The organism is Mycolicibacterium aurum (assembly GCF_900637195.1).
Classification (GTDB): domain Bacteria; phylum Actinomycetota; class Actinomycetes; order Mycobacteriales; family Mycobacteriaceae; genus Mycobacterium; species Mycobacterium aurum.
Window position 1 is genome coordinate 2,597,190 of sequence record NZ_LR134356.1, and the last position, 17,987, is coordinate 2,615,176.

At 69.7% G+C, this 17,987-nt stretch carries 17 protein-coding genes; 15 read left to right on the forward strand and 2 right to left on the reverse strand.

Translation table 11 applies throughout. The features are described from left to right. The 6 genes from pyrF (at window position 1) to metK (ending at window position 5,170) form a co-directional block, all read left to right on the forward strand. Window positions 1–822, forward strand: a complete 822-nt coding sequence (gene pyrF, locus EL337_RS12450) for an orotidine-5'-phosphate decarboxylase (RefSeq protein ID WP_083442999.1) — start codon at window positions 1–3, stop codon at window positions 820–822. Between the two features lie 417 nt (window positions 823–1,239). Further along, window positions 1,240–1,560: an integration host factor, actinobacterial type gene (gene mihF, locus EL337_RS12455; RefSeq protein ID WP_048631544.1), complete on the forward strand. Its 321-nt coding sequence runs from the start codon at window positions 1,240–1,242 to the stop codon at window positions 1,558–1,560. 8 nt (window positions 1,561–1,568) lie between these two features. Next, window positions 1,569–2,180 carry a guanylate kinase gene (gene gmk / locus EL337_RS12460; RefSeq protein WP_048631330.1) on the forward strand — a complete coding sequence of 204 codons (612 nt, stop codon included), beginning with the start codon at window positions 1,569–1,571 and terminating at the stop codon, window positions 2,178–2,180. A gap of 54 nt (window positions 2,181–2,234) precedes the next feature. Further along, window positions 2,235–2,549: a DNA-directed RNA polymerase subunit omega gene (gene rpoZ / locus EL337_RS12465; protein WP_048631331.1), complete on the forward strand. Its 315-nt coding sequence runs from the start codon at window positions 2,235–2,237 to the stop codon at window positions 2,547–2,549. A gap of 13 nt (window positions 2,550–2,562) precedes the next feature. Then, window positions 2,563–3,813: a bifunctional phosphopantothenoylcysteine decarboxylase/phosphopantothenate--cysteine ligase CoaBC gene (coaBC, locus tag EL337_RS12470; RefSeq protein WP_048631332.1), complete on the forward strand. Its 1,251-nt coding sequence runs from the start codon at window positions 2,563–2,565 to the stop codon at window positions 3,811–3,813. Window positions 3,814–3,961: 148 nt separating this feature from the next. Further along, complete coding sequence (metK, locus tag EL337_RS12475; protein WP_048631333.1) at window positions 3,962–5,170, forward strand: methionine adenosyltransferase; 1,209 nt, start codon at window positions 3,962–3,964, stop codon at window positions 5,168–5,170. On the opposite strand, the gene EL337_RS12480 is transcribed toward metK, so the two are convergent. Together EL337_RS12480 and EL337_RS12485 are read right to left on the reverse strand one after the other, a co-directional pair. Next, on the reverse strand, window positions 5,154–6,695 hold the full coding sequence (locus EL337_RS12480; RefSeq protein ID WP_048631334.1) for a flavin-containing monooxygenase: 1,542 nt from the start codon (window positions 6,693–6,695) through the stop codon (window positions 5,154–5,156). The genes metK and EL337_RS12480 overlap by 17 nt on opposite strands. Window positions 6,696–6,746: 51 nt before the next feature. Continuing rightward, entirely contained in the window at window positions 6,747–7,676 is a 930-nt protein-coding gene (locus EL337_RS12485) for an alpha/beta hydrolase (RefSeq protein WP_048631335.1), read from the reverse strand. Window positions 7,677–7,763: 87 nt separating this feature from the next. Between EL337_RS12485 and EL337_RS12490 the strand changes: the two genes are divergently transcribed. From EL337_RS12490 to ribD, 9 genes are all read left to right on the forward strand, one after another. Beyond that, on the forward strand, window positions 7,764–8,630 hold the full coding sequence (locus EL337_RS12490; RefSeq protein WP_232786744.1) for a sugar phosphate isomerase/epimerase family protein: 867 nt from the start codon (window positions 7,764–7,766) through the stop codon (window positions 8,628–8,630). Window positions 8,631–8,718: 88 nt separating this feature from the next. Next, the gene (locus tag EL337_RS12495) at window positions 8,719–9,399 is read left to right on the forward strand and encodes a lysoplasmalogenase (RefSeq protein WP_048631546.1); all 681 of its coding nucleotides are present in this window, start codon (window positions 8,719–8,721) and stop codon (window positions 9,397–9,399) included. Then, window positions 9,396–11,396 (forward strand): primosomal protein N', encoded by a 2,001-nt coding sequence (locus tag EL337_RS12500; protein ID WP_048631336.1) that lies wholly within the window; start codon window positions 9,396–9,398, stop codon window positions 11,394–11,396. Before EL337_RS12495 ends, EL337_RS12500 begins: the two co-directional genes overlap by 4 nt. Window positions 11,397–11,401: 5 nt before the next feature. Continuing rightward, window positions 11,402–13,234: a DUF2207 domain-containing protein gene (locus EL337_RS12505; protein ID WP_048631547.1), complete on the forward strand. Its 1,833-nt coding sequence runs from the start codon at window positions 11,402–11,404 to the stop codon at window positions 13,232–13,234. Then, complete coding sequence (locus EL337_RS12510) at window positions 13,228–13,764, forward strand: LemA family protein (protein ID WP_048631337.1); 537 nt, start codon at window positions 13,228–13,230, stop codon at window positions 13,762–13,764. The genes EL337_RS12505 and EL337_RS12510 overlap by 7 nt, the downstream gene beginning before the upstream one ends. 30 nt (window positions 13,765–13,794) lie before the next feature. Beyond that, window positions 13,795–14,727: a methionyl-tRNA formyltransferase gene (gene fmt / locus EL337_RS12515; protein WP_048631338.1), complete on the forward strand. Its 933-nt coding sequence runs from the start codon at window positions 13,795–13,797 to the stop codon at window positions 14,725–14,727. After that, window positions 14,724–16,109, forward strand: coding sequence for an RsmB/NOP family class I SAM-dependent RNA methyltransferase (locus tag EL337_RS12520; protein ID WP_048631339.1), 1,386 nt, complete (start codon window positions 14,724–14,726; stop codon window positions 16,107–16,109). The genes fmt and EL337_RS12520 overlap by 4 nt, the downstream gene beginning before the upstream one ends. Window positions 16,110–16,119: 10 nt before the next feature. Further along, a complete protein-coding gene (rpe, locus tag EL337_RS12525; RefSeq protein ID WP_048631340.1) occupies window positions 16,120–16,824 on the forward strand; it encodes a ribulose-phosphate 3-epimerase in 705 nt (234 codons plus the stop codon). Beyond that, complete coding sequence (gene ribD, locus EL337_RS12530) at window positions 16,821–17,822, forward strand: bifunctional diaminohydroxyphosphoribosylaminopyrimidine deaminase/5-amino-6-(5-phosphoribosylamino)uracil reductase RibD (protein WP_083443000.1); 1,002 nt, start codon at window positions 16,821–16,823, stop codon at window positions 17,820–17,822. The genes rpe and ribD overlap by 4 nt, the downstream gene beginning before the upstream one ends. Window positions 17,823–17,987 lie beyond the last annotated feature (165 nt).

The window sequence follows — 17,987 nt, forward strand, 5'->3', positions numbered from 1 at the left end:
GTGGGCGGCTTCGGTGACCGCCTGTCCGCCGCGATGGCGCAGCGGGGGCCGCTGTGCCTCGGCATCGACCCGCACACCGAGTTGCTGCACGCGTGGGGTCTGGGCGCCGACCCGGACGGCCTTGCGCGGTTCAGCGATCTCTGTGTGACCGCGTTCGAGGGTTTCGCGGTGGTCAAACCCCAGGTGGCGTTCTTCGAGGCCTACGGTTCGGCCGGTTTCGCGGTGCTGGAGCGCACGATCGCCGCACTGCGCGAGGCGGGTGTGCTGGTGCTCGCCGATGCCAAGCGCGGCGACATCGGCTCGACGATGGCCGCATACGCCGATGCCTGGGCGGGCGATTCGCCGTTGGCCGCCGATGCCGTGACAGCCTCGCCCTACCTGGGGTTCGGGTCGCTGCAACCGCTGCTGGACACCGCGCGCCGACATGACCGGGGAGTCTTCGTCCTCGCCGCGACATCCAACCCCGAAGGCGCGTCGGTGCAGCGCGCCGCCACCGACGGCCGGACCGTGGCCCAGTCGATCGTGGACGACGCCGCGGCGCTGAATGCGGCGGAGCGGAACGGCTCGGTCGGGGTGGTGGTCGGGGCGACGCTGACCGATCCGCCGGATCTCCGCGAGTTCAACGGGCCCGTGCTGGTACCCGGCGTCGGGGCTCAGGGTGGCCGTCCCGAGACGCTGGCCGGCCTCGGAGGTGCCCGGCCGGGGCACCTGTTGCCCGCCGTGTCGCGCGAGGTGCTGCGGGCCGGACCGGACGTGGCCGCGCTGCGCGGCGCCGCGGAACGGATGCGCGACGCCGTCGCGTACCTCGCCCGCTCCGTGTGACGCCGATTGACTGACCGTCGAGGTCACACGGACGCCGTTACCGGCTCGAAGCCGTTCCGCGACACGCCCGACATTGCGATGACCAGCGAAAATTCTCAGATCCGCGCACCCGGGGGTTCTCCGTCCGGGCTTCCGGCGGGGCGGAAAATGCGCTGCGGCCGCCGAGATCGCGCGAACACCCCGGATATGCAGGCGTTTTAGCGACGGCCGGGGTCGCTGGAGAAGCGAGCGACCCGCCGGCTCCCACGTCCGCGACAATCCGGCAGCGCGCTACACGCTGGGCTTTTGACGCCGTAACCGGGGGGTGGGGTTAGCTTTCGTCAGCGTGCGTGGGTACGGTCGTCCACGCTGGCTGGTTCTGGTTCCGCCACTACCAGCCGAGACAAATCAGTAATGGTGACGAAGACGGAGGAACCCGTGGCCCTTCCCCAGTTGACCGACGAACAGCGCGCGGCAGCGTTGGAGAAGGCTGCTGCCGCACGGCGAGCACGTGCCGAGCTCAAAGACCGGCTCAAGCGCGGCGGCACCAACCTCAAGCAGGTCCTGAAGGATGCCGAGACCGACGAGGTCTTGGGCAAGATGAAGGTCTCCGCACTGCTGGAGGCTCTGCCCAAGGTCGGCAAGGTCAAGGCGCAGGAGATCATGACCGAGCTGGAGATCGCTCCGACGCGCCGTCTGCGTGGTCTGGGAGATCGTCAGCGCAAGGCATTGTTGGAAAAGTTCGACTTCACCTCCTAAGAGAGGTTGTGAGCGAAGGTAGCGGGTCGGACGGCACACCCAGGGCTACGGTCCTGGTGCTGTCCGGCCCGTCTGCCGTTGGTAAGTCCACCGTCGTCCGGTGCCTGCGGGAACGCATTCCCGACCTGCACTTCAGTGTGTCGGTGACCACGCGGGCCCCCCGCCCGGGCGAGGTAGACGGCGTGGACTACACGTTCGTGACGGCAGAAGAGTTTCAGCAGCTCATCGACGACGGCGCCCTGCTGGAATGGGCGGACATCCACGGCGGACTGCATCGTTCCGGAACCCCCGCCGCACCCGTGCGGGCGGCCGCGGCAGCCGGTCGGCCGGTCCTGATCGAGGTCGACCTCGCGGGCGCGCGCGCAGTCAAGAAGGCCATGCCCGAGGCGATCTCGGTCTTTCTGGCCCCTCCGAGCTGGGACGCGCTCGAACAGCGGCTGCTCTCGCGCGGCACCGAAACGCCGGAGGTGATGGCGCGGCGCCTGCAGACCGCCAGGGCGGAGCTGGCCGCTCAAGGCGACTTCGACGAAGTCGTGGTCAACAGTCAATTGGAGTCTGCCTGCGCAGAATTGGTATCCTTGCTGGTGGCCCGCACGCCGGTGCCCCGCGATCACCCTTGATCGTCGCCCCGCACGATCCGTAAAGCTCGTCAAAACCGCCAGGAGAACCTCTCTGTGAGCACCCCGCACGCCGACACGCGGCTGGCCGCCGTGGACATCGATCCGACCGCTGCCAGCGCCTACGACACGCCGTTGGGCATCACCAACCCGCCCATTGACGAGTTGCTGGACCGCGCGTCGAGCAAGTATGCGCTGGTGATCTACGCCGCCAAGCGCGCCCGGCAGATCAACGACTACTACAACCAGCTCGGTGACGGCATCCTCGAATACGTCGGTCCGCTGGTCGAGCCCGGTCTGCAGGAGAAGCCGCTCTCGATCGCGATGCGCGAGATCCACGGAGACCTCCTCGAGCACACCGAGGGCGAGTAGCAGCGGCTCCGCCATGTCGGGTCGCAAGCGGATCATCGTCGGTGTCGCCGGCGGCATCGCCGCCTACAAGGCGGCGACGGTGGTTCGTCAGCTCACCGAGGCCGGACATTCCGTCCGCGTCATTCCGACCGAGTCCGCCCTGCGGTTCGTCGGGGCCGCGACCTTCGAGGCGCTCTCGGGTAATCCGGTACACACCGGGGTCTTCGAGGACGTCCACGAGGTTCCGCACGTCCGGATCGGGCAGGGAGCCGACCTCGTGGTCGTCGCCCCGGCCACCGCGGACCTGCTGGCACGCGCGGCGATCGGCCGCGCCGATGACCTACTGACTGCAACTCTGCTGACCGCCCGGTGCCCGGTGCTCTACGCGCCGGCCATGCACACCGAGATGTGGCTTCACCCCGCGACCACCGACAATGTGGCGACGCTGCGGCGTCGCGGCGCGGTCGTGATGGAGCCGGCGTCCGGCCGGCTGACCGGGGCAGACACCGGTCCGGGCCGCCTGCCCGAGGCCGAGGAGATCACCACGCTGGCTCAGCTGCTGCTGGCGCGGGCCGACGCGTTGCCCCACGATCTGAGTGGGGTGAAAGTGCTGGTGACCGCGGGCGGTACCCGTGAGCCGATCGATCCCGTGCGCTTCATCGGCAACCGCAGCTCCGGCAAGCAGGGCTATGCGATGGCCCGGGTGATGGCCCAGCGGGGTGCCGACGTGACACTGATCGCGGGCAACACGGCAGGTCTGATCGACCCTGCCGGTGTGCACGTCACCCACGTGGGGTCGGCGGCGCAGCTCCGCGACGCCGTGTCCAAGCACGCTCCGGAGGTCAACGTGCTGGTGATGGCAGCCGCTGTCGCGGACTTCCGTCCGGCCCACCTGGCGACCAGCAAGATCAAGAAGGGGCCCGCCGGCGAGGGCGAGCCGACCATCGAGCTGATCCGCAACGACGACGTGCTCGCGACCGCGGTGCGCGCGCGCCACGACGGTCAGCTGCCCAATATGCAGGCCATCGTCGGTTTCGCCGCCGAGACAGGGGACGCCAACGGCGACGTCCTCTTCCACGCGCGAGCCAAGCTGAAGCGCAAAGGCTGCGACCTGCTGGTGGTCAACGCCGTCGGCGAGAACCGCGCCTTCGAGGTCGACCACAACGACGGCTGGCTGCTGTCGGCCGACGGATCCGAGTCCGCGCTGGAGCACGAGTCGAAGACCGTGATCGCGAGCCGTATTGTGGACGCGATCGTGGCTTTCCTGCATTCCGGTAGCGGGTAACGGGGGATTTCATACTGCGCATAAGGGTTGCGCACATGGGGGGCGCACGCTTGGGTGCAACAGGACCCGCGTGGGCCGCGACATCGGTGATAAATATAAATTGACTGTCTACCTATTTCGGGGTGTTCCCGAGTGGAAGGAATCGGACGTGAGTGAAGCTCGGCTGTTTACCAGTGAGTCGGTGACCGAGGGGCATCCCGACAAGATCTGTGACGCCATCAGCGACTCGGTGCTCGACGCGTTGCTCGCCGACGACCCGAAGTCCCGCGTTGCAGTGGAGACACTGGTGACGACCGGTCAGGTGCACGTCGTCGGCGAGGTCACCACCTCCGCCAAGAGCGCGTTCGCCGACATCACCAACACCGTCCGCGAGCGGATCCTGGAGATCGGCTACGACCACTCCGACAAGGGTTTCGACGGCCTCACCTGCGGTGTGAACATCGGCATCGGCGCTCAGTCACCCGATATCGCCCAGGGTGTCGACACCGCGCACGAGACTCGCGTCGAAGGCGCGGGCGACCCGCTCGACGCCCAGGGCGCCGGCGACCAGGGCCTGATGTTCGGCTACGCCATCGCCGACACCCCCGAGCTGATGCCGCTGCCGATCGCCCTCGCACACCGGTTGTCCCGCAAGCTGACCGACGTCCGCAAGAACGGCACACTGGACTACCTGCGTCCGGACGGCAAGACCCAGGTCACCGTGCAGTACGACGGCACCACCCCGGTGCGGCTCGACACCGTGGTGCTGTCCACACAGCACGCCGACGGCATCGACCTCGACGCGCAGCTGACCCCGGACATCAAGGCGCAGGTCATCGACACGGTGCTCGCCGAGCTGGGTCACGAGACGTTGGACATCTCCAACCCCCGCATCCTGGTCAACCCGACCGGCAAGTTCGTCCTCGGCGGCCCCATGGGCGACGCCGGATTGACCGGCCGCAAGATCATCGTCGACACCTACGGCGGGTGGGCCCGCCACGGCGGCGGTGCGTTCTCCGGCAAGGATCCGTCCAAGGTGGACCGCTCGGCGGCCTACGCGATGCGCTGGGTGGCCAAGAACGTCGTGGCCGCAGGCTTGGCGCAGCGCGTCGAGGTGCAGGTGGCCTACGCCATCGGCAAGGCGGCGCCGGTCGGCCTGTTCGTCGAGACCTTCGGCTCGGAGACCGTTGATCCGCTGAAGATCGAAAAGGCCATCGGCGAGGTGTTCGACCTGCGCCCCGGCGCGATCATCCGTGACCTGGATCTGCTGCGCCCCATCTACGCACCCACGGCGGCGTACGGCCACTTCGGCCGCACCGACATCGAGCTTCCCTGGGAGCAGCTCAACAAGGTCGACGACCTCAAGGCTGCCGTCTGATCGAGGCGTCATCGGACGCCTGAGCGGAGAAGGCGTAGTCGTCGATCGGGAATCGGCGGCTGCGCCAGTATGCCTCGACGGTGCTGGCCGGACGCAGCGGCACATCGCCGTGCTGGTCGAAGTAGTAGCTGTTGGCCAGCCGGCAGGAATCCTGCCAGAAGATCTGCCGGTGCCGTTTGCGCATCATCTCGGCGAAGTAGCGGTCGTTGGCGTCGCGGCGCACCTCGACCCGATACGCGTGCCGGCTGCGGGCAGCGTCGATGCAGCGCACGATGTGGCGCGTCTGGGCCTCGATCAGGGCGAAGTACGACGAGCCGACGTACCCGTACGGGCCGAACACGGTGAAGAAATTCGGGAAGCCCGGGATGCTGATCCCTTCGTAGGCCTGCAGCCGGTGCTCGTTCCAGAAGTCGGCAAGACGGCCGCCACCTGGCCCGGTCACCGGGAACGTCGGCACGTTCTCGGTGTCGAGCACTCTGAAACCGGTCGCCAGGATCAGCACATCGACGTCGTGCACGGTGCCGTCACGCGTAACCGCGCCCGATTCGGTGATCTCGTCGATCGGCTCGGTGACCAGGTCGACGTTGTCGCGGTTGAACGTCGACAGATACGTGTTGTGGAAGCCCGGGCGCTTGCAGCCGACCGCGTACCGCGGCGTCAGCTTGTCCCTGACCACGGGATCGTCAACCTGCTTGCGCAGGTAGGCCTTTCCGACGGCGCCCATCCGCTTGGCCATCGGATTGAGTGTGAAGTACTGCGCCGCCAACGGGAATGTCAGCTCGACATAGGCCTGGCTGACCAGACGCTGCACCGTCTTGCCGAACGGTATCCGCATGGCCGCCTTCGCCATCCTCGACAGCGGGACGTCGAACTTCGGGAAGCACCAGATGGGCGTGCGCTGAAAGACGGTGAGCCGCTCGACGATCGGTGCGATCTCGGGGACCACCTGGACCGCCGACGCGCCGGTGCCGATGATCGCGACACGCGTGCCCGACAGGTCCTGCCCGTGGTCCCAGCGCGCGGTGTGCATCGTCACACCGGCAAACGAATCAAGCCCCGGGATGTCGGGCGGCTTGGGGACTGCCAACACACCGCTGGCGTTGACCAGAAACCGGGCGGTCACGGTGCTGTGCCGGCCCGATGAATCCAGCGTCACGCGCCAGAAGCTCTGTGTCTCATCGAATTCCGCGCCGGATACGGTAGTCCCGAAACGGATCCTGGGCCGCAACCCGTACTTGTCGACACAGTGGGCGGCATAGTTGCGCAGCTCGCGGCCGGGCGCGTACGTGCGTGACCAGGCCGAGCTCTGCTCGAACGAGAACTGGTAGGAGAACGACGGGATGTCCACCGCGATGCCGGGGTAGGTGTTCCAGTACCACGTGCCGCCGGGTTCGTCGCCGGCTTCGATGACGAGGTAGTCGGTCATGCCGGACCGGTCCAGTGCGATGGCCGTCCCGATACCGGAGAACCCGGCACCGACGATCACCGTGTGGTAATCGGGCGCGGCGTGCTCAGGTGCGGTCATGGGGGCCTCCGAGACCGACGATATCGCCAGCCGGGCCGGTCTCCCGCGTGATTAGTCGGTTCGGTCCGCCAACGCCGCGCGCAGCGCGTTCACCCCGCGGTCGGTGGCTTCGGTGGCGGCGGGCACGATGCCCGCATAGCCGAGGTATCCGTGAACCAACGACTCGGCGTTGTGCACCTCGACCGGTACCCCGGCCGCGGCGAGAAGCTCGCCATACCGGACGCCGTCGTCACGCAGCGGATCGTGGCCGGCGACAGCGATGTAGGCCGGCGGCAACCCCGCCAGCTCACCGCGTGCGGGGACCAACGTGACGGGTGGGTCCGACAGGTCGGTGTCGCCGACGTACCAGCGGCTGAAGCCCTTGCACGAAGCGAGGTCGAGGATCGGTGCGTGTGCGTTCTCGGTGAACGACGGCAGTGAGGTGTCGAACGTCGTCGACGGGTACCAGAGCAGCTGGAACCGCAGCGGGATCCCGGCGTCGCGGGCGGACTGGGCGACCACGGCGGCGAGATTGCCGCCGGCGGAGTCACCGGCCACGGCCAGACGTCCCGCGTCGATCCCGATCTCGGCGGCATTGTCGACGACCCACCGTGTGGCCGCCCAGGCGTCGTCGACGGCGGCCGGGAAAGGATGCTCGGGCGCAAGGCGGTAATCGATCGCCACGACGACGGCTTGGGCGCCCGCCGCATGGATGCGTGCCTGGCCGTCATAGGTGTCCAGGTCGCCGACGGTCCAGCCGCCGCCGTGGATGAACACCACGGCGGGCAGTACCGGAGCCTCCGACGGCGGACGGTAGATCCGCAGTGGAAGCGGGCCGCCCGGGCCCTCGATCACGCGGTCCTCGGTGGTGACCTCCGGGAGGATCGGGCTGCGGGGCAACTCGTTGAACCGTTGACGCGCCGATTCGGGTCCACCATCGATGGTCAGCTGGAACGGAACGGCGTCGAGCACCGCCTGCAGCACGGGATCCAACTCAGCCATGGCACACACCGTACCGGGGGACGTAGCCGCCAATTACCGTGCCGTTTCCCCGACAATGAGCCCACTTCGACAAGTGAGGATGCGGGCATGGGCACGATGGCGGGCCGTCCAGGATCTGTTGCCGGTCAGGCGCGGCCGATCTCCCTGGCGCCGCTGACGGTCCTCGAGCTCACCCCGCCAGAGCTCGTGGCGTGCGCAGCCGACGCCGGATATGACGGTGTGGGGCTGCGGCTCATCCGGGCCACCGACGACGAGCCGGTGCTGCCGACACTCGGGCAGACCCCGATGATCCGCGAGACGCGCCGACGCCTCGACGACACCGGCGTGTTCCTGCTGGACATCGAGGTGCTCCGGCTCCGACCCGACACGAATGTCCGCGACGACTTCGGTGCCTTCCTGGAGACCGGGGCATACCTTGGTGCGCAACAGATCCTGGTGACCGGTAACGATCCCGACCACGCCCGGCTGGCCGACAATCTGGCCGAACTCGGCGAATTCGCCCACGGTTTCGGGTTGACCCCGAACCTGGAGCCGATGCCCTGGACCGACGTCCGTGACCTGCGCGAGGCAGCGCTGATCGTGCGGCGATGTCACGGCAGCGGCGTCGGGGTCCTCGTCGACGCCATCCACTACGACCGCGCGCTGGCCACCGCCGAGGACCTGCGGGCGCTGCCTCCGGAGTGGACGCGGTACGTGCAGATCTGTGATGCGCTGCTGCCGCGACCGACCTCGGTGGACGAGCTACGCTTCCAGGGCCGTAACGCCCGGCTGTTCCCCGGTCAGGGAAGCATCGACCTGGTGCCGATGCTCCGAGCGCTGCCGTCGGTGCCTGTCAGTGTCGAGGCGCCGGTCCAGTGGACTGCTCCCGCCGCGGTCCGGGCCCGCGCCGCGCTGCGGGCCGCGCGCGACGTGGTGTCGGCCGCGGACAGAGACCGGTCTCAACTGACCGCCTGACCGGTTTAGTAGGTTTCTCCGCGTGGCAACGACGCAGCGACGGGCCCTACCTGCGGTGCTGCGCGCCCACACGCTGTGGAGTGCCGCCATGGTGGTGGCCGCCGGCTACGGCGTCTTCCTGATCGTCGTGGCGATGCGCGTGCCGCCCGGCGCGGAGCTGACCGGCCAGTTCGGCCTGCAGCCCGCGGTGAAGGCGTCGGCTGCGGTGCTGCTCGCAGTCGCGGCGCTCGCCCACCCCATCGCCCGGGAGCGCCGCTGGCTCGTCGCTGCCCTGGTGTTCTCCGCCGCGGGGGATTACCTGCTGGCGATGCCCTGGTGGGAACCGTCATTCGTGCTGGGCCTGGCGGCGTTCCTGATCGCGCACCTGTGCTTCCTGGCCGCGCTGTTCCCCCTGGCGCGGTCGTCGCGGCCGTCGCGCGCGCGCCTCACCGCAGTCGCGGTGACGGCGGTGGCCTGTGTGGCGCTGCTGGTGTGGTTCTGGCCGCGGCTCCTCGAACAGGCGATGGCCGTCCCGGTGACCGTGTACATCGCGGTGCTGGGCGCGATGGTGTGTACGGCGCTGCTCGCCGGGTTGCCGACGCCGTGGACGGCACTCGGCGCGGTGTGCTTCGCGGTCTCCGACGCGATGATCGGCATCAGCAGGTTCGTTCTCGGGTCGGAGGTGCTGGCCGTGCCGATCTGGTGGGCGTACGCGGCGTCGCTGCTGCTGATCACCGCGGGCCTGCTGTTCGGCCGCGCGTCGGGACCCTCTGCTAGACCTGCGGTGTGACGACCACCCGGCAGGCAGCCGAGCACGAGCCGGTCGCGCGGGTGCTGCCGATGTTGACGGTGCCGCACCTCGACCGCGACTTCGATTACCTGGTGCCCGCCGACCTGTCCGACGACGCCCAGCCGGGCGTGCGTGCCAAGGTGCGCTTCCACGGCAGGCTCGTCGATGCGTTCATCCTCGAAAGGCGTTCGGACACCGACCATGTCGGCAAGCTCGGATGGCTGGACAAGGTGGTGTCTGCCGAATCCGTGCTGACCCACGATGTGCGGCGTCTGGTCGACGCGGTGACGGCCCGCTACGCGGGGACCCGCGCCGACGTGCTTCGTCTCGCCGTGCCGCCCCGGCACGCCACCGTGGAGAAGCAGACACCCAAACCTGTCGAACCGCTCACCCCGGGCACCGTCGACGCCACCGCGTGGTCGTCCTACAACGGTGGCGCGCAGTTCATTTCCGCATTGCAGGAGGGGCGGGCCGCGAGGGCGGTGTGGCAGGCATTGCCCGGCGACTCCTGGCCCCGGCGGCTCGCCGAAGCGGCCGCTGTCACGGCCTATTCGGGACGCGGCGTCCTGGCCGTGCTGCCGGACCAGCGTGACGTCGACGCGCTGTACGCGGCCGCGATCGCCGAGGTGGCCGAGGCCAGGGTGGTGGCGCTGTCGGCCGGGCTGGGTCCGGCCGAGCGGTACCGGCGGTGGCTGGCGGTGCTGCGCGGCGATGCGCGCGTGGTGATCGGTACGCGCAGCGCGGTTTTCGCGCCGGTGGCCGACCTGGGACTCGTCGTGATGTGGGACGACGGCGACGATTCACTGTCTGAGCCGCGGGCCCCCTACCCGCATGCGCGTGAGGTGGCGATGCTGCGGGCCCACCAGCTGCGGTGCGCGGCGATGATCGGCGGGTACGCGCGGACGGCCGAGGCGCAGGCCCTGGTGCGCAGCGGGTGGGCGCACGACCTGACTGCCACCCGGGCGACGGTACGGGCCCGCGCACCGCGGGTGGTCGCGCTGGAGGACAGCGCCTACGCCCAGGAACGTGATCCGGCTGCGCGCACCGCGCGGCTGCCGACGGTGGCGCTGGATGCGGCACGCGCGGCACTGAAGAACAATGCGCCCGTCCTCGTCCAGGTGCCCCGCCGCGGCTATGTGCCCGCGCTCTCGTGTGCTCGCTGCCGCACTGTGGCGCGGTGCAGGCACTGCACGGGCCCGCTCTCACTGCCGGGACGCGACGCCCCCGGTGCGGTGTGCCGGTGGTGTGGCCGCGAGGAACTGGGCCTGCGCTGTGTCCGGTGCGGGTCCGACGCGGTGCGGGCTGTGGTGGTCGGCGCCCGCCGCACCGCGGAGGAGCTGGGTCGGGCGTTCCCCGGGACGCCGGTGATCACGTCGGGCGGTGACGAGGTGGTGGCCTCCGTGCCACCGCGGTCGGCGGTGGTCGTCGCGACACCCGGCGTCGAACCGGCCGCCGAGGGCGGCTACGGCGCAGCGCTGCTGCTGGACAGTTGGGCGTTGCTGGGACGCCAGGACCTGCGTGCGGCCGAGGACACGTTGCGCCGCTGGATGGCCGCGGCCGCACTGGTCCGCAGCCGCGCCGACGGCGGGGTGGTCACCGTGGTGGCGGAGTCGGCGATCCCGACCGTGCAGGCGTTGATCCGATGGGATCCCGTCGGCCACGCGGAGGCCGAGCTGGACTCGCGCAGCGAAGTCGGGTTGCCGCCGGCCGTGCACATCGCCGCGGTCGACGGGGCACCGGATGCGGTGAGCGCGCTGCTGGGCGTCGCCGAGCTCCCGGACGGCGCCGACCTGCTCGGACCGGTCGACCTGCCGATGGGGGCCCGCAGGCCCGCGGGGGTGACCGCTGATCATGCGGTGAGCAGGATGCTGGTCCGGGTGCCGCGCAACGCCGGTCTGGATCTGGCGGCCGCGCTGCGGCGGGCTACGGCGGCGCAGAGCGCTCGCCACGATCATGAGCCAGTTCGTGTCCAGATCGACCCGTTGCACATAGGGTGATCCGCATGTCAGTGGGGCGGCTGCTCAAGGCGCTGATTCCGCTGCTGGTGATCGCGCTCGGCGTGCTCTGGCCGGTGATCTTCGCCGGCGGTTCCGGCGGACCGTCCGATGTCGAGGACCCGGTGGTGATCCGGGAGTACGACGTGAACATCGCGGTGGACGACGCGGGCCGGATGACCGCGGTGGAGACGCTCACCACCGCCTTCTACAGCACCGATCGGCACGGCATCTTCCGGTACTGGGATGTGGCGAACCAGAACAACCCGCAGTTGCGGCAGAAGCCCGAGATCGACTCGATACTGCTCGACGGTGAACCGGTGCCCTACGAGATGCTCTGGGAGGACGGCAGGAGGTTCCGGGTCGCCAAGATCGGCGACCCCGACACCTACCTCAGCGACGGCACCCACGTCTTCGAGATCCGCTACACGATTCCCGGCGTACTCGACCCCGGCGACGTCGGCGCCGACCGGCAGTTCGCGGAATCGGTGGGCACCGCCGGCCCTCCGCCATCGTCGGTCTTCTTCTGGAACGTCATCGCGCCGGCCTGGAACAACCGCATCGAACGCGCCGACATCACCGTCACGTTGCCGGGCGACGTCGGCACCGCCCAGTGCTCGGTCGGCGTCGGGGTGGGCCGGGGGTGTGACGGCCTGTCGGTGGATGGCAATCGGGTCAGATTGAGCGCGGAGAACCTGCCGCCCCGCACCCCGGTCACCGTGCGCGCCGGCGTTGACGTCCCGACGCCGGCTCAGGTGACGCTGCCGTGGCCCTACACCTGGGACCGGGTGCTCGGCCAGTCTGTCGCCGGTGCGGCGTGGGTCGCCGGGCTCACCGTGTTGTTCGGCCTCGCCGCCCTGGTGTGGTTCCGCTCTGTCCTGGAAGAGTCTCCGGGATTTCCGCTGCAGTACGCGCCGCCTCCGGGACTCGGCCCGGTGCAGGCCGAGTACATCCGCACCGAATCCGTCCCGGACAACGGTCTCACCGCCACGTTGTTGTACCTCGCTGAACGCGGGGTCATCACGCTGCACCAGGTCAGCGACAAGCAGTGGAACATCCGCGGCGTCGCCGGGGCCGGCCAGTGGTCCGACATCGACCCGGTCAGTAAGGCCGTCGCGTCGCGGCTCAAGGTGCTCAACCCGGGGTCGGAGTTCGAAGCGAAGAAGACCGTCAAGTCGGGGGAGAAGCTCAACAAGGCGAAAACGGACATGACCAAGGCGGTCGCGACATGGGCCGTCGACTCGGGCCTGATCGTCGCGCGCAAGAAGGAGCTGTGGCTGCGCGCAGTCAACGCGGTCGCCTTCATCCTCATGGTCTGCGGCTTCTTCCGCTGGGGCTTCCCGACCACCATGTGGGCGCTGCCGTTCGCGGCGTTCTTCCTGTTCTCGGCGGGCTCGTGGCGAGATGGTGTGGGCACTCGCCGCACACCCGCCGGGCGCGAACTGTGGTCGCGTGTCGGCGGTTTCCACCGGATGCTGGCCACCGACTCGGCCGAGACCCGCTTCGACTTCTCGGCCCGCAAGGACCTCTACATCGCCTACGTTCCCTTCGCCGTCGCCGCGGGCGTCGCGGCGCTGTGGGCCAAGAAATACGAGGCCTACACGGGTACGGTTGCACCGCAGCCGGACTGGTACGGGTCGTCGACCTCGTCGAGCACCACGTCCGGGTTCGGCGGCGGGTCCGGTCCTGACTTCGACAGTTTCGAATCGGCACTGTCGTCGTCGATCGGCGCCTACACCTCCTCGCAGGCGGCATCGTCCTCGTCGTCGTCGAGCGGCGGCGGCTTCAGCTCGGGCGGCGGTGGCGGGGGCGGCGGCGGAGGAGGAGGTGGGTCATGGTGAGTTTTCTGCTGGTCGTCATTCTCGTGGTGGCGGTGCTGGTGCTGATCGGTTTCGTGATGGGCTACAACAAGATCCGCTCGGCCGACGTACGGGTCGCCGAAGCGCTCTCGGGTATCGACGTGGAGCTCACCCGGCGGGCCTCGCTGATTCCCAGCCTCGTGCACACGGTGCAGACGTTCGCCGCTCACGAGAAAGGCATCCTGGATCACGTCACCGACGCCAGAGCGGCGTTGACATCGGCGACCGCAAGCGCGTCCGTCGCCGACCGCAGCGCCGCCGAGGCGCAGCTCGACACCGCACTGGCGCCTCTGCTGGCGCTGGGCCAGAGCTATCCGCAGCTGAACTCGTCCGACAACTTCTTGGATCTGCAGCGCAATCTCGCTGACACCGAGGACAAGCTGGCCTTCGCGCGGCAGTACTACAACGACGCGGTGGCCACTCTCAACCGGCAACTCACCACGATCCCGTGGATGTTCGTCGCACCGCTGACCGGGGTCGACCAGAAGGAGTACTACCAGACGCCGCGCTAGCGATGCGCCGGTCGTCCCTAGACTGGCGCGGTGCGTCTAGTCTTCGCCGGCACACCCGAGCCCGCCCTGCCGTCCCTGCAACGGCTGATCGACTCACCCCGTCATGAGGTGATCGCGGTCCTGACCCGCCCGGACGCCGCCGTAGGGAGGCGGGGAACGCCCGTGCCCTCGCCGGTGGCGCAGCGCGCGGCCGAACACGGCATCCCGGTGCTCACACCGGCCCGGCCCAACTCCGAGGAGTTCGTCGCCGAGCTCGCCGCGCTGCGCCCGGACTGCTGCGCCGTGGTGGCCTACGGTGCGCTGCTGCGGGACGAGCTACTCGCCGTCCCCGCCCACGGCTGGATCAACCTGCACTTCTCGGTGTTGCCCGCCTGGCGGGGCGCGGCCCCTGTGCAGGCCGCTCTGGCCGCGGGTGATTCCGTGACCGGAGCCACGACGTTTCAGATCGAGCGCAGCCTGGATTCGGGACCCGTCTTCGGGGTGGTCACCGAGACCATCCGCGACGACGACACCGCCGGCGACCTTCTCGGGCGACTCTCGGTGTCGGGCGCCGACCTGCTGGAGGCGACGATCGACGGGATCGCCGAGGGGGCGCTGACCCCGGTACCGCAGCAGGCCGACGGCGTCAGCTTCGCTCCCAAGGTCACCGTCGACGACGCCCGCATCCGTTGGGAACTGCCTGCGCACGTGGTGGACCGGCGCATCCGCTCCGTCACCCCCAACCCGGGTGCCTGGACGATGATCGGTGACCAGCGCATCAAGATCGGGCCTGTCACAGTGCCCGCCGACGCACCGAAAGAGCTTGAGCCGGGGGAGATCCGAGTGGACAAGAAGAATCTCTACATCGGGACCGGTTCGGGTGCGGTGGCGCTCGGCACGGTGCAGCCGCCGGGAAAGAAGCCGATGAACGCTGCCGACTGGGCGCGCGGTGCCCGCCTCGGGGACGGCGGTCGGGCGCGATGACGCGGCCGGACAAGAGGCGGCCGGCCAAGCGCAAGCCGCTCGATCCCGCCAGGCAGGCCGCGTTCGACGTGCTGAGGGCGGTATCCGAACGTGACGCCTACGCCAACCTGGCGTTGCCCGCGATCCTGCGGGACCGCGGAATCTCCGGGCGGGACGCGGCATTCGCCACCGAGCTGACCTACGGCACGTGTCGCGCGCGGGGGCTGCTCGACGTCGTGATCGAGGCCGTCGCGGGTCGTCCGGTGGATCGGATCGACCCCGTGCTGCTGGATCTGCTGCGCCTCGGTGCCTATCAGTTGCTGCGGACCCGCGTCGACGATCACGCTGCGGTGTCCACCGCGGTGGAGCAGGCCGGCATCGAATTCGACACCGCGCGTGCAGGTTTCGTCAACGGGGTGCTGCGGACCATCGCGAGGCGCGATCTGGCGTCCTGGCTCGAGCAGCTGGCCCCGCCCGCCGCCACGGATCCCATCGGTCATCTGGCGCTCGTGAACGCCCATCCCCGCTGGATCGCCCAGGCGTTCGCCGACGCGCTGGGCGCCCGCGCCGGGGAGCTTGCCGCACTGCTCGCCAGCGACGACGCCCGCCCGGAGGTCCACCTGATGGCCCGGCCAGGGGCCATCACGGCCGGTGAGCTGGCCGAGCAGGTCGGCGGGACGGTGGGCAGGTATTCGCCCTACGCGGTGTACCTGGGCGACGGTGACCCGGGTGGGCTGGCCGCCGTTCAGGACGGCAAGGCGCTGGTCCAGGACGAGGGCAGCCAGTTGGTGGCGCGCGCGCTGACGCTGGCGCCGCTGATCGGGGACGACGGCGGCCGGTGGCTGGACCTCTGCGCCGGACCGGGCGGCAAAACCGCTCTGCTGGCGGCGCTCGCCCAGCCCGGCGGTGGCACCGTCACCGCGGTGGAACCGGCCCCGCGTCGCGCTGACCTGGTCGAGCAGAACACCGCGGGCCTGCCCGTGGAGGTGGTCCGCGTCGACGGGCGGGAGTCCGGTCTGACACCGGGGTTCGATCGGGTGCTCGTGGATGCCCCGTGCACCGGGCTCGGTGCGCTGCGCCGCAGACCGGAGGCGCGCTGGCGGCGCCGTCCCGGCGATGTCGCGCAGCTGGTCGCCCTGCAGCGTGAGTTGCTCGCCGCGGCGATCCGTCTGACCAGGCCCGGCGGCGTCGTGCTGTACGCCACCTGCTCCCCGCACCTCGCCGAGACCACCGGGGTGGTGGCCGACGCGCTGCGCAGGCATCCGGTCACGGCGCTGGACACCCGCGAGCTGTTCGCGCCTGCCACCGATACCGGAGACGGCCTGTCGGTACAGCTGTGGCCCCATCGGCACGGCACCGACGCGATGTTCGCCGCGGCGATGCGGGTAGGAGCATCCCGATAGGCTGGGCCCCATGTCTGGAGCGCCCCCGCGTGACGCCACGAACTCGCCGCTGATCGCGCCGTCCATCCTGGCCGCCGACTTCGCCCGGCTGGCCGACGAGGTCGCCGCCGTCCACGGCGCCGACTGGCTGCACGTCGATGTCATGGACAACCACTTCGTGCCGAACCTGACGCTCGGTCTGCCCGTGGTGGAATCCCTGCTCAAGGTGACCGACATCCCGATGGACTGCCATCTGATGATCGAGAACCCCGAGCGGTGGGCTCCCCCGTACGCCGAGGCGGGCGCCTACAACGTCACGATCCACGCCGAGGCCACCGACAATCCGGTGAAGGTGGCCCGCGACATCCGCGCCGCGGGCGCCAAGGCCGGCCTCTCCGTGAAACCCGGCACGCCGCTGGAGCCCTACCTGGAGATCCTGCGCGAGTTCGACACGCTGCTGGTGATGTCGGTCGAGCCCGGCTTCGGCGGGCAGAAGTTCATCGCCGAGGTGCTGCCGAAGGTCGGGACGGCACGTCGGCTGGTCGACGCAGGGGAGCTGACCATCGTGATCGAGATCGACGGCGGCATCAGTCCCGACACCATCGAGGCAGCGGCCGAGGCGGGCGTGGACTGCTTCGTAGCGGGCTCGGCGGTGTACAGCGCGGAGGATCCGGCGGCCGCAGTGCAGTCGCTGCGCCGACAGGCCGCGTCGGCGTCGCGACATCTGACCCTGTGAACCTCGACGCTGCGATGGCCGCGGCCATCGAGCAGTCCGGCCGGGTGAAGGGCCGAACCTACCCGAATCCTCCTGTGGGAGCGGTCATCCTGGACCGGGACGGCGAGATCGCCGGGGTGGGGGCGACTACACCTCCCGGCGGCCCGCACGCCGAGGTGGTGGCGTTGCGGCGCGCGGGGGAGAAGGCGGCCGGAGGCACCGCTGTCGTCACGCTGGAACCCTGCAACCACCACGGTCGCACGCCACCGTGTGTCGACGCACTGCTGGACGCGGGGGTTGCCGAAGTCGCTTTCGCGGTCTCCGACCCGAACCCGGTGGCCGCCGGCGGCGCGGCGCGTCTCGCCGAGGCGGGTGTCCGAGTCAGCGCCGGGGTGCTCGCCGACGCTGTCGCCGGCGGCCCGCTGCGCGAGTGGCTGCACAAGCAGCGCACCGGGATGCCGCACGTGACATGGAAATTCGCCACCAGCGTGGACGGCCGCAGTGCCGCGGCCGACGGCTCCAGCAAGTGGATCACCGGCGACGCCGCACGCGCCGATGTGCACCGCAGGCGTGCCTCGGCCGAAGCGATCATCGTCGGCACGGGCACGGTGTTCGCCGACGATCCGGCATTGACCGCGCGACTGCCGGACGGCACTCTCGCCGATCACCAGCCGTTGCGCGTGGTGGTGGGCATGCGCGAGATCTCGCCTGATGCAACAGTTCTCAACGACGACTCGCGGACCATGGTGATCCGCACCAGGGATCCGCACGAGGTCATCAAGGCGCTGTCGGACCGCACCGACGTGCTGGTGGAGGGCGGCCCCACCCTGGCCGGGGCGTTCCTGCGGGCGGGCGTGATCGACCGGATCCTGGCCTACGTGGCGCCGATCCTGCTCGGCGGACCTATCGGCGCTGTCGACGACGTCGGCGTGCTCACCATCGCGCAGGCGCAACGGTGGCGTTTCGACGGTATGCAGCAGGTGGGACCCGACGTGCTGCTGAGCCTGACCCGGCCCTAGCCCGTCTTCGCCTGTTATCCAATCGTTTTCATACGTTCATCTGCTGTTTGAGTGCTCTGTTTCACACCGTCCGCGGCGTGCCGGGGCCCCACTGTCGGCCCTTCCGTCAGTAAGCTGAACCTAACGGCCGTCAAGACCGGGCGGGAATATCGCGCTTTCACTGAT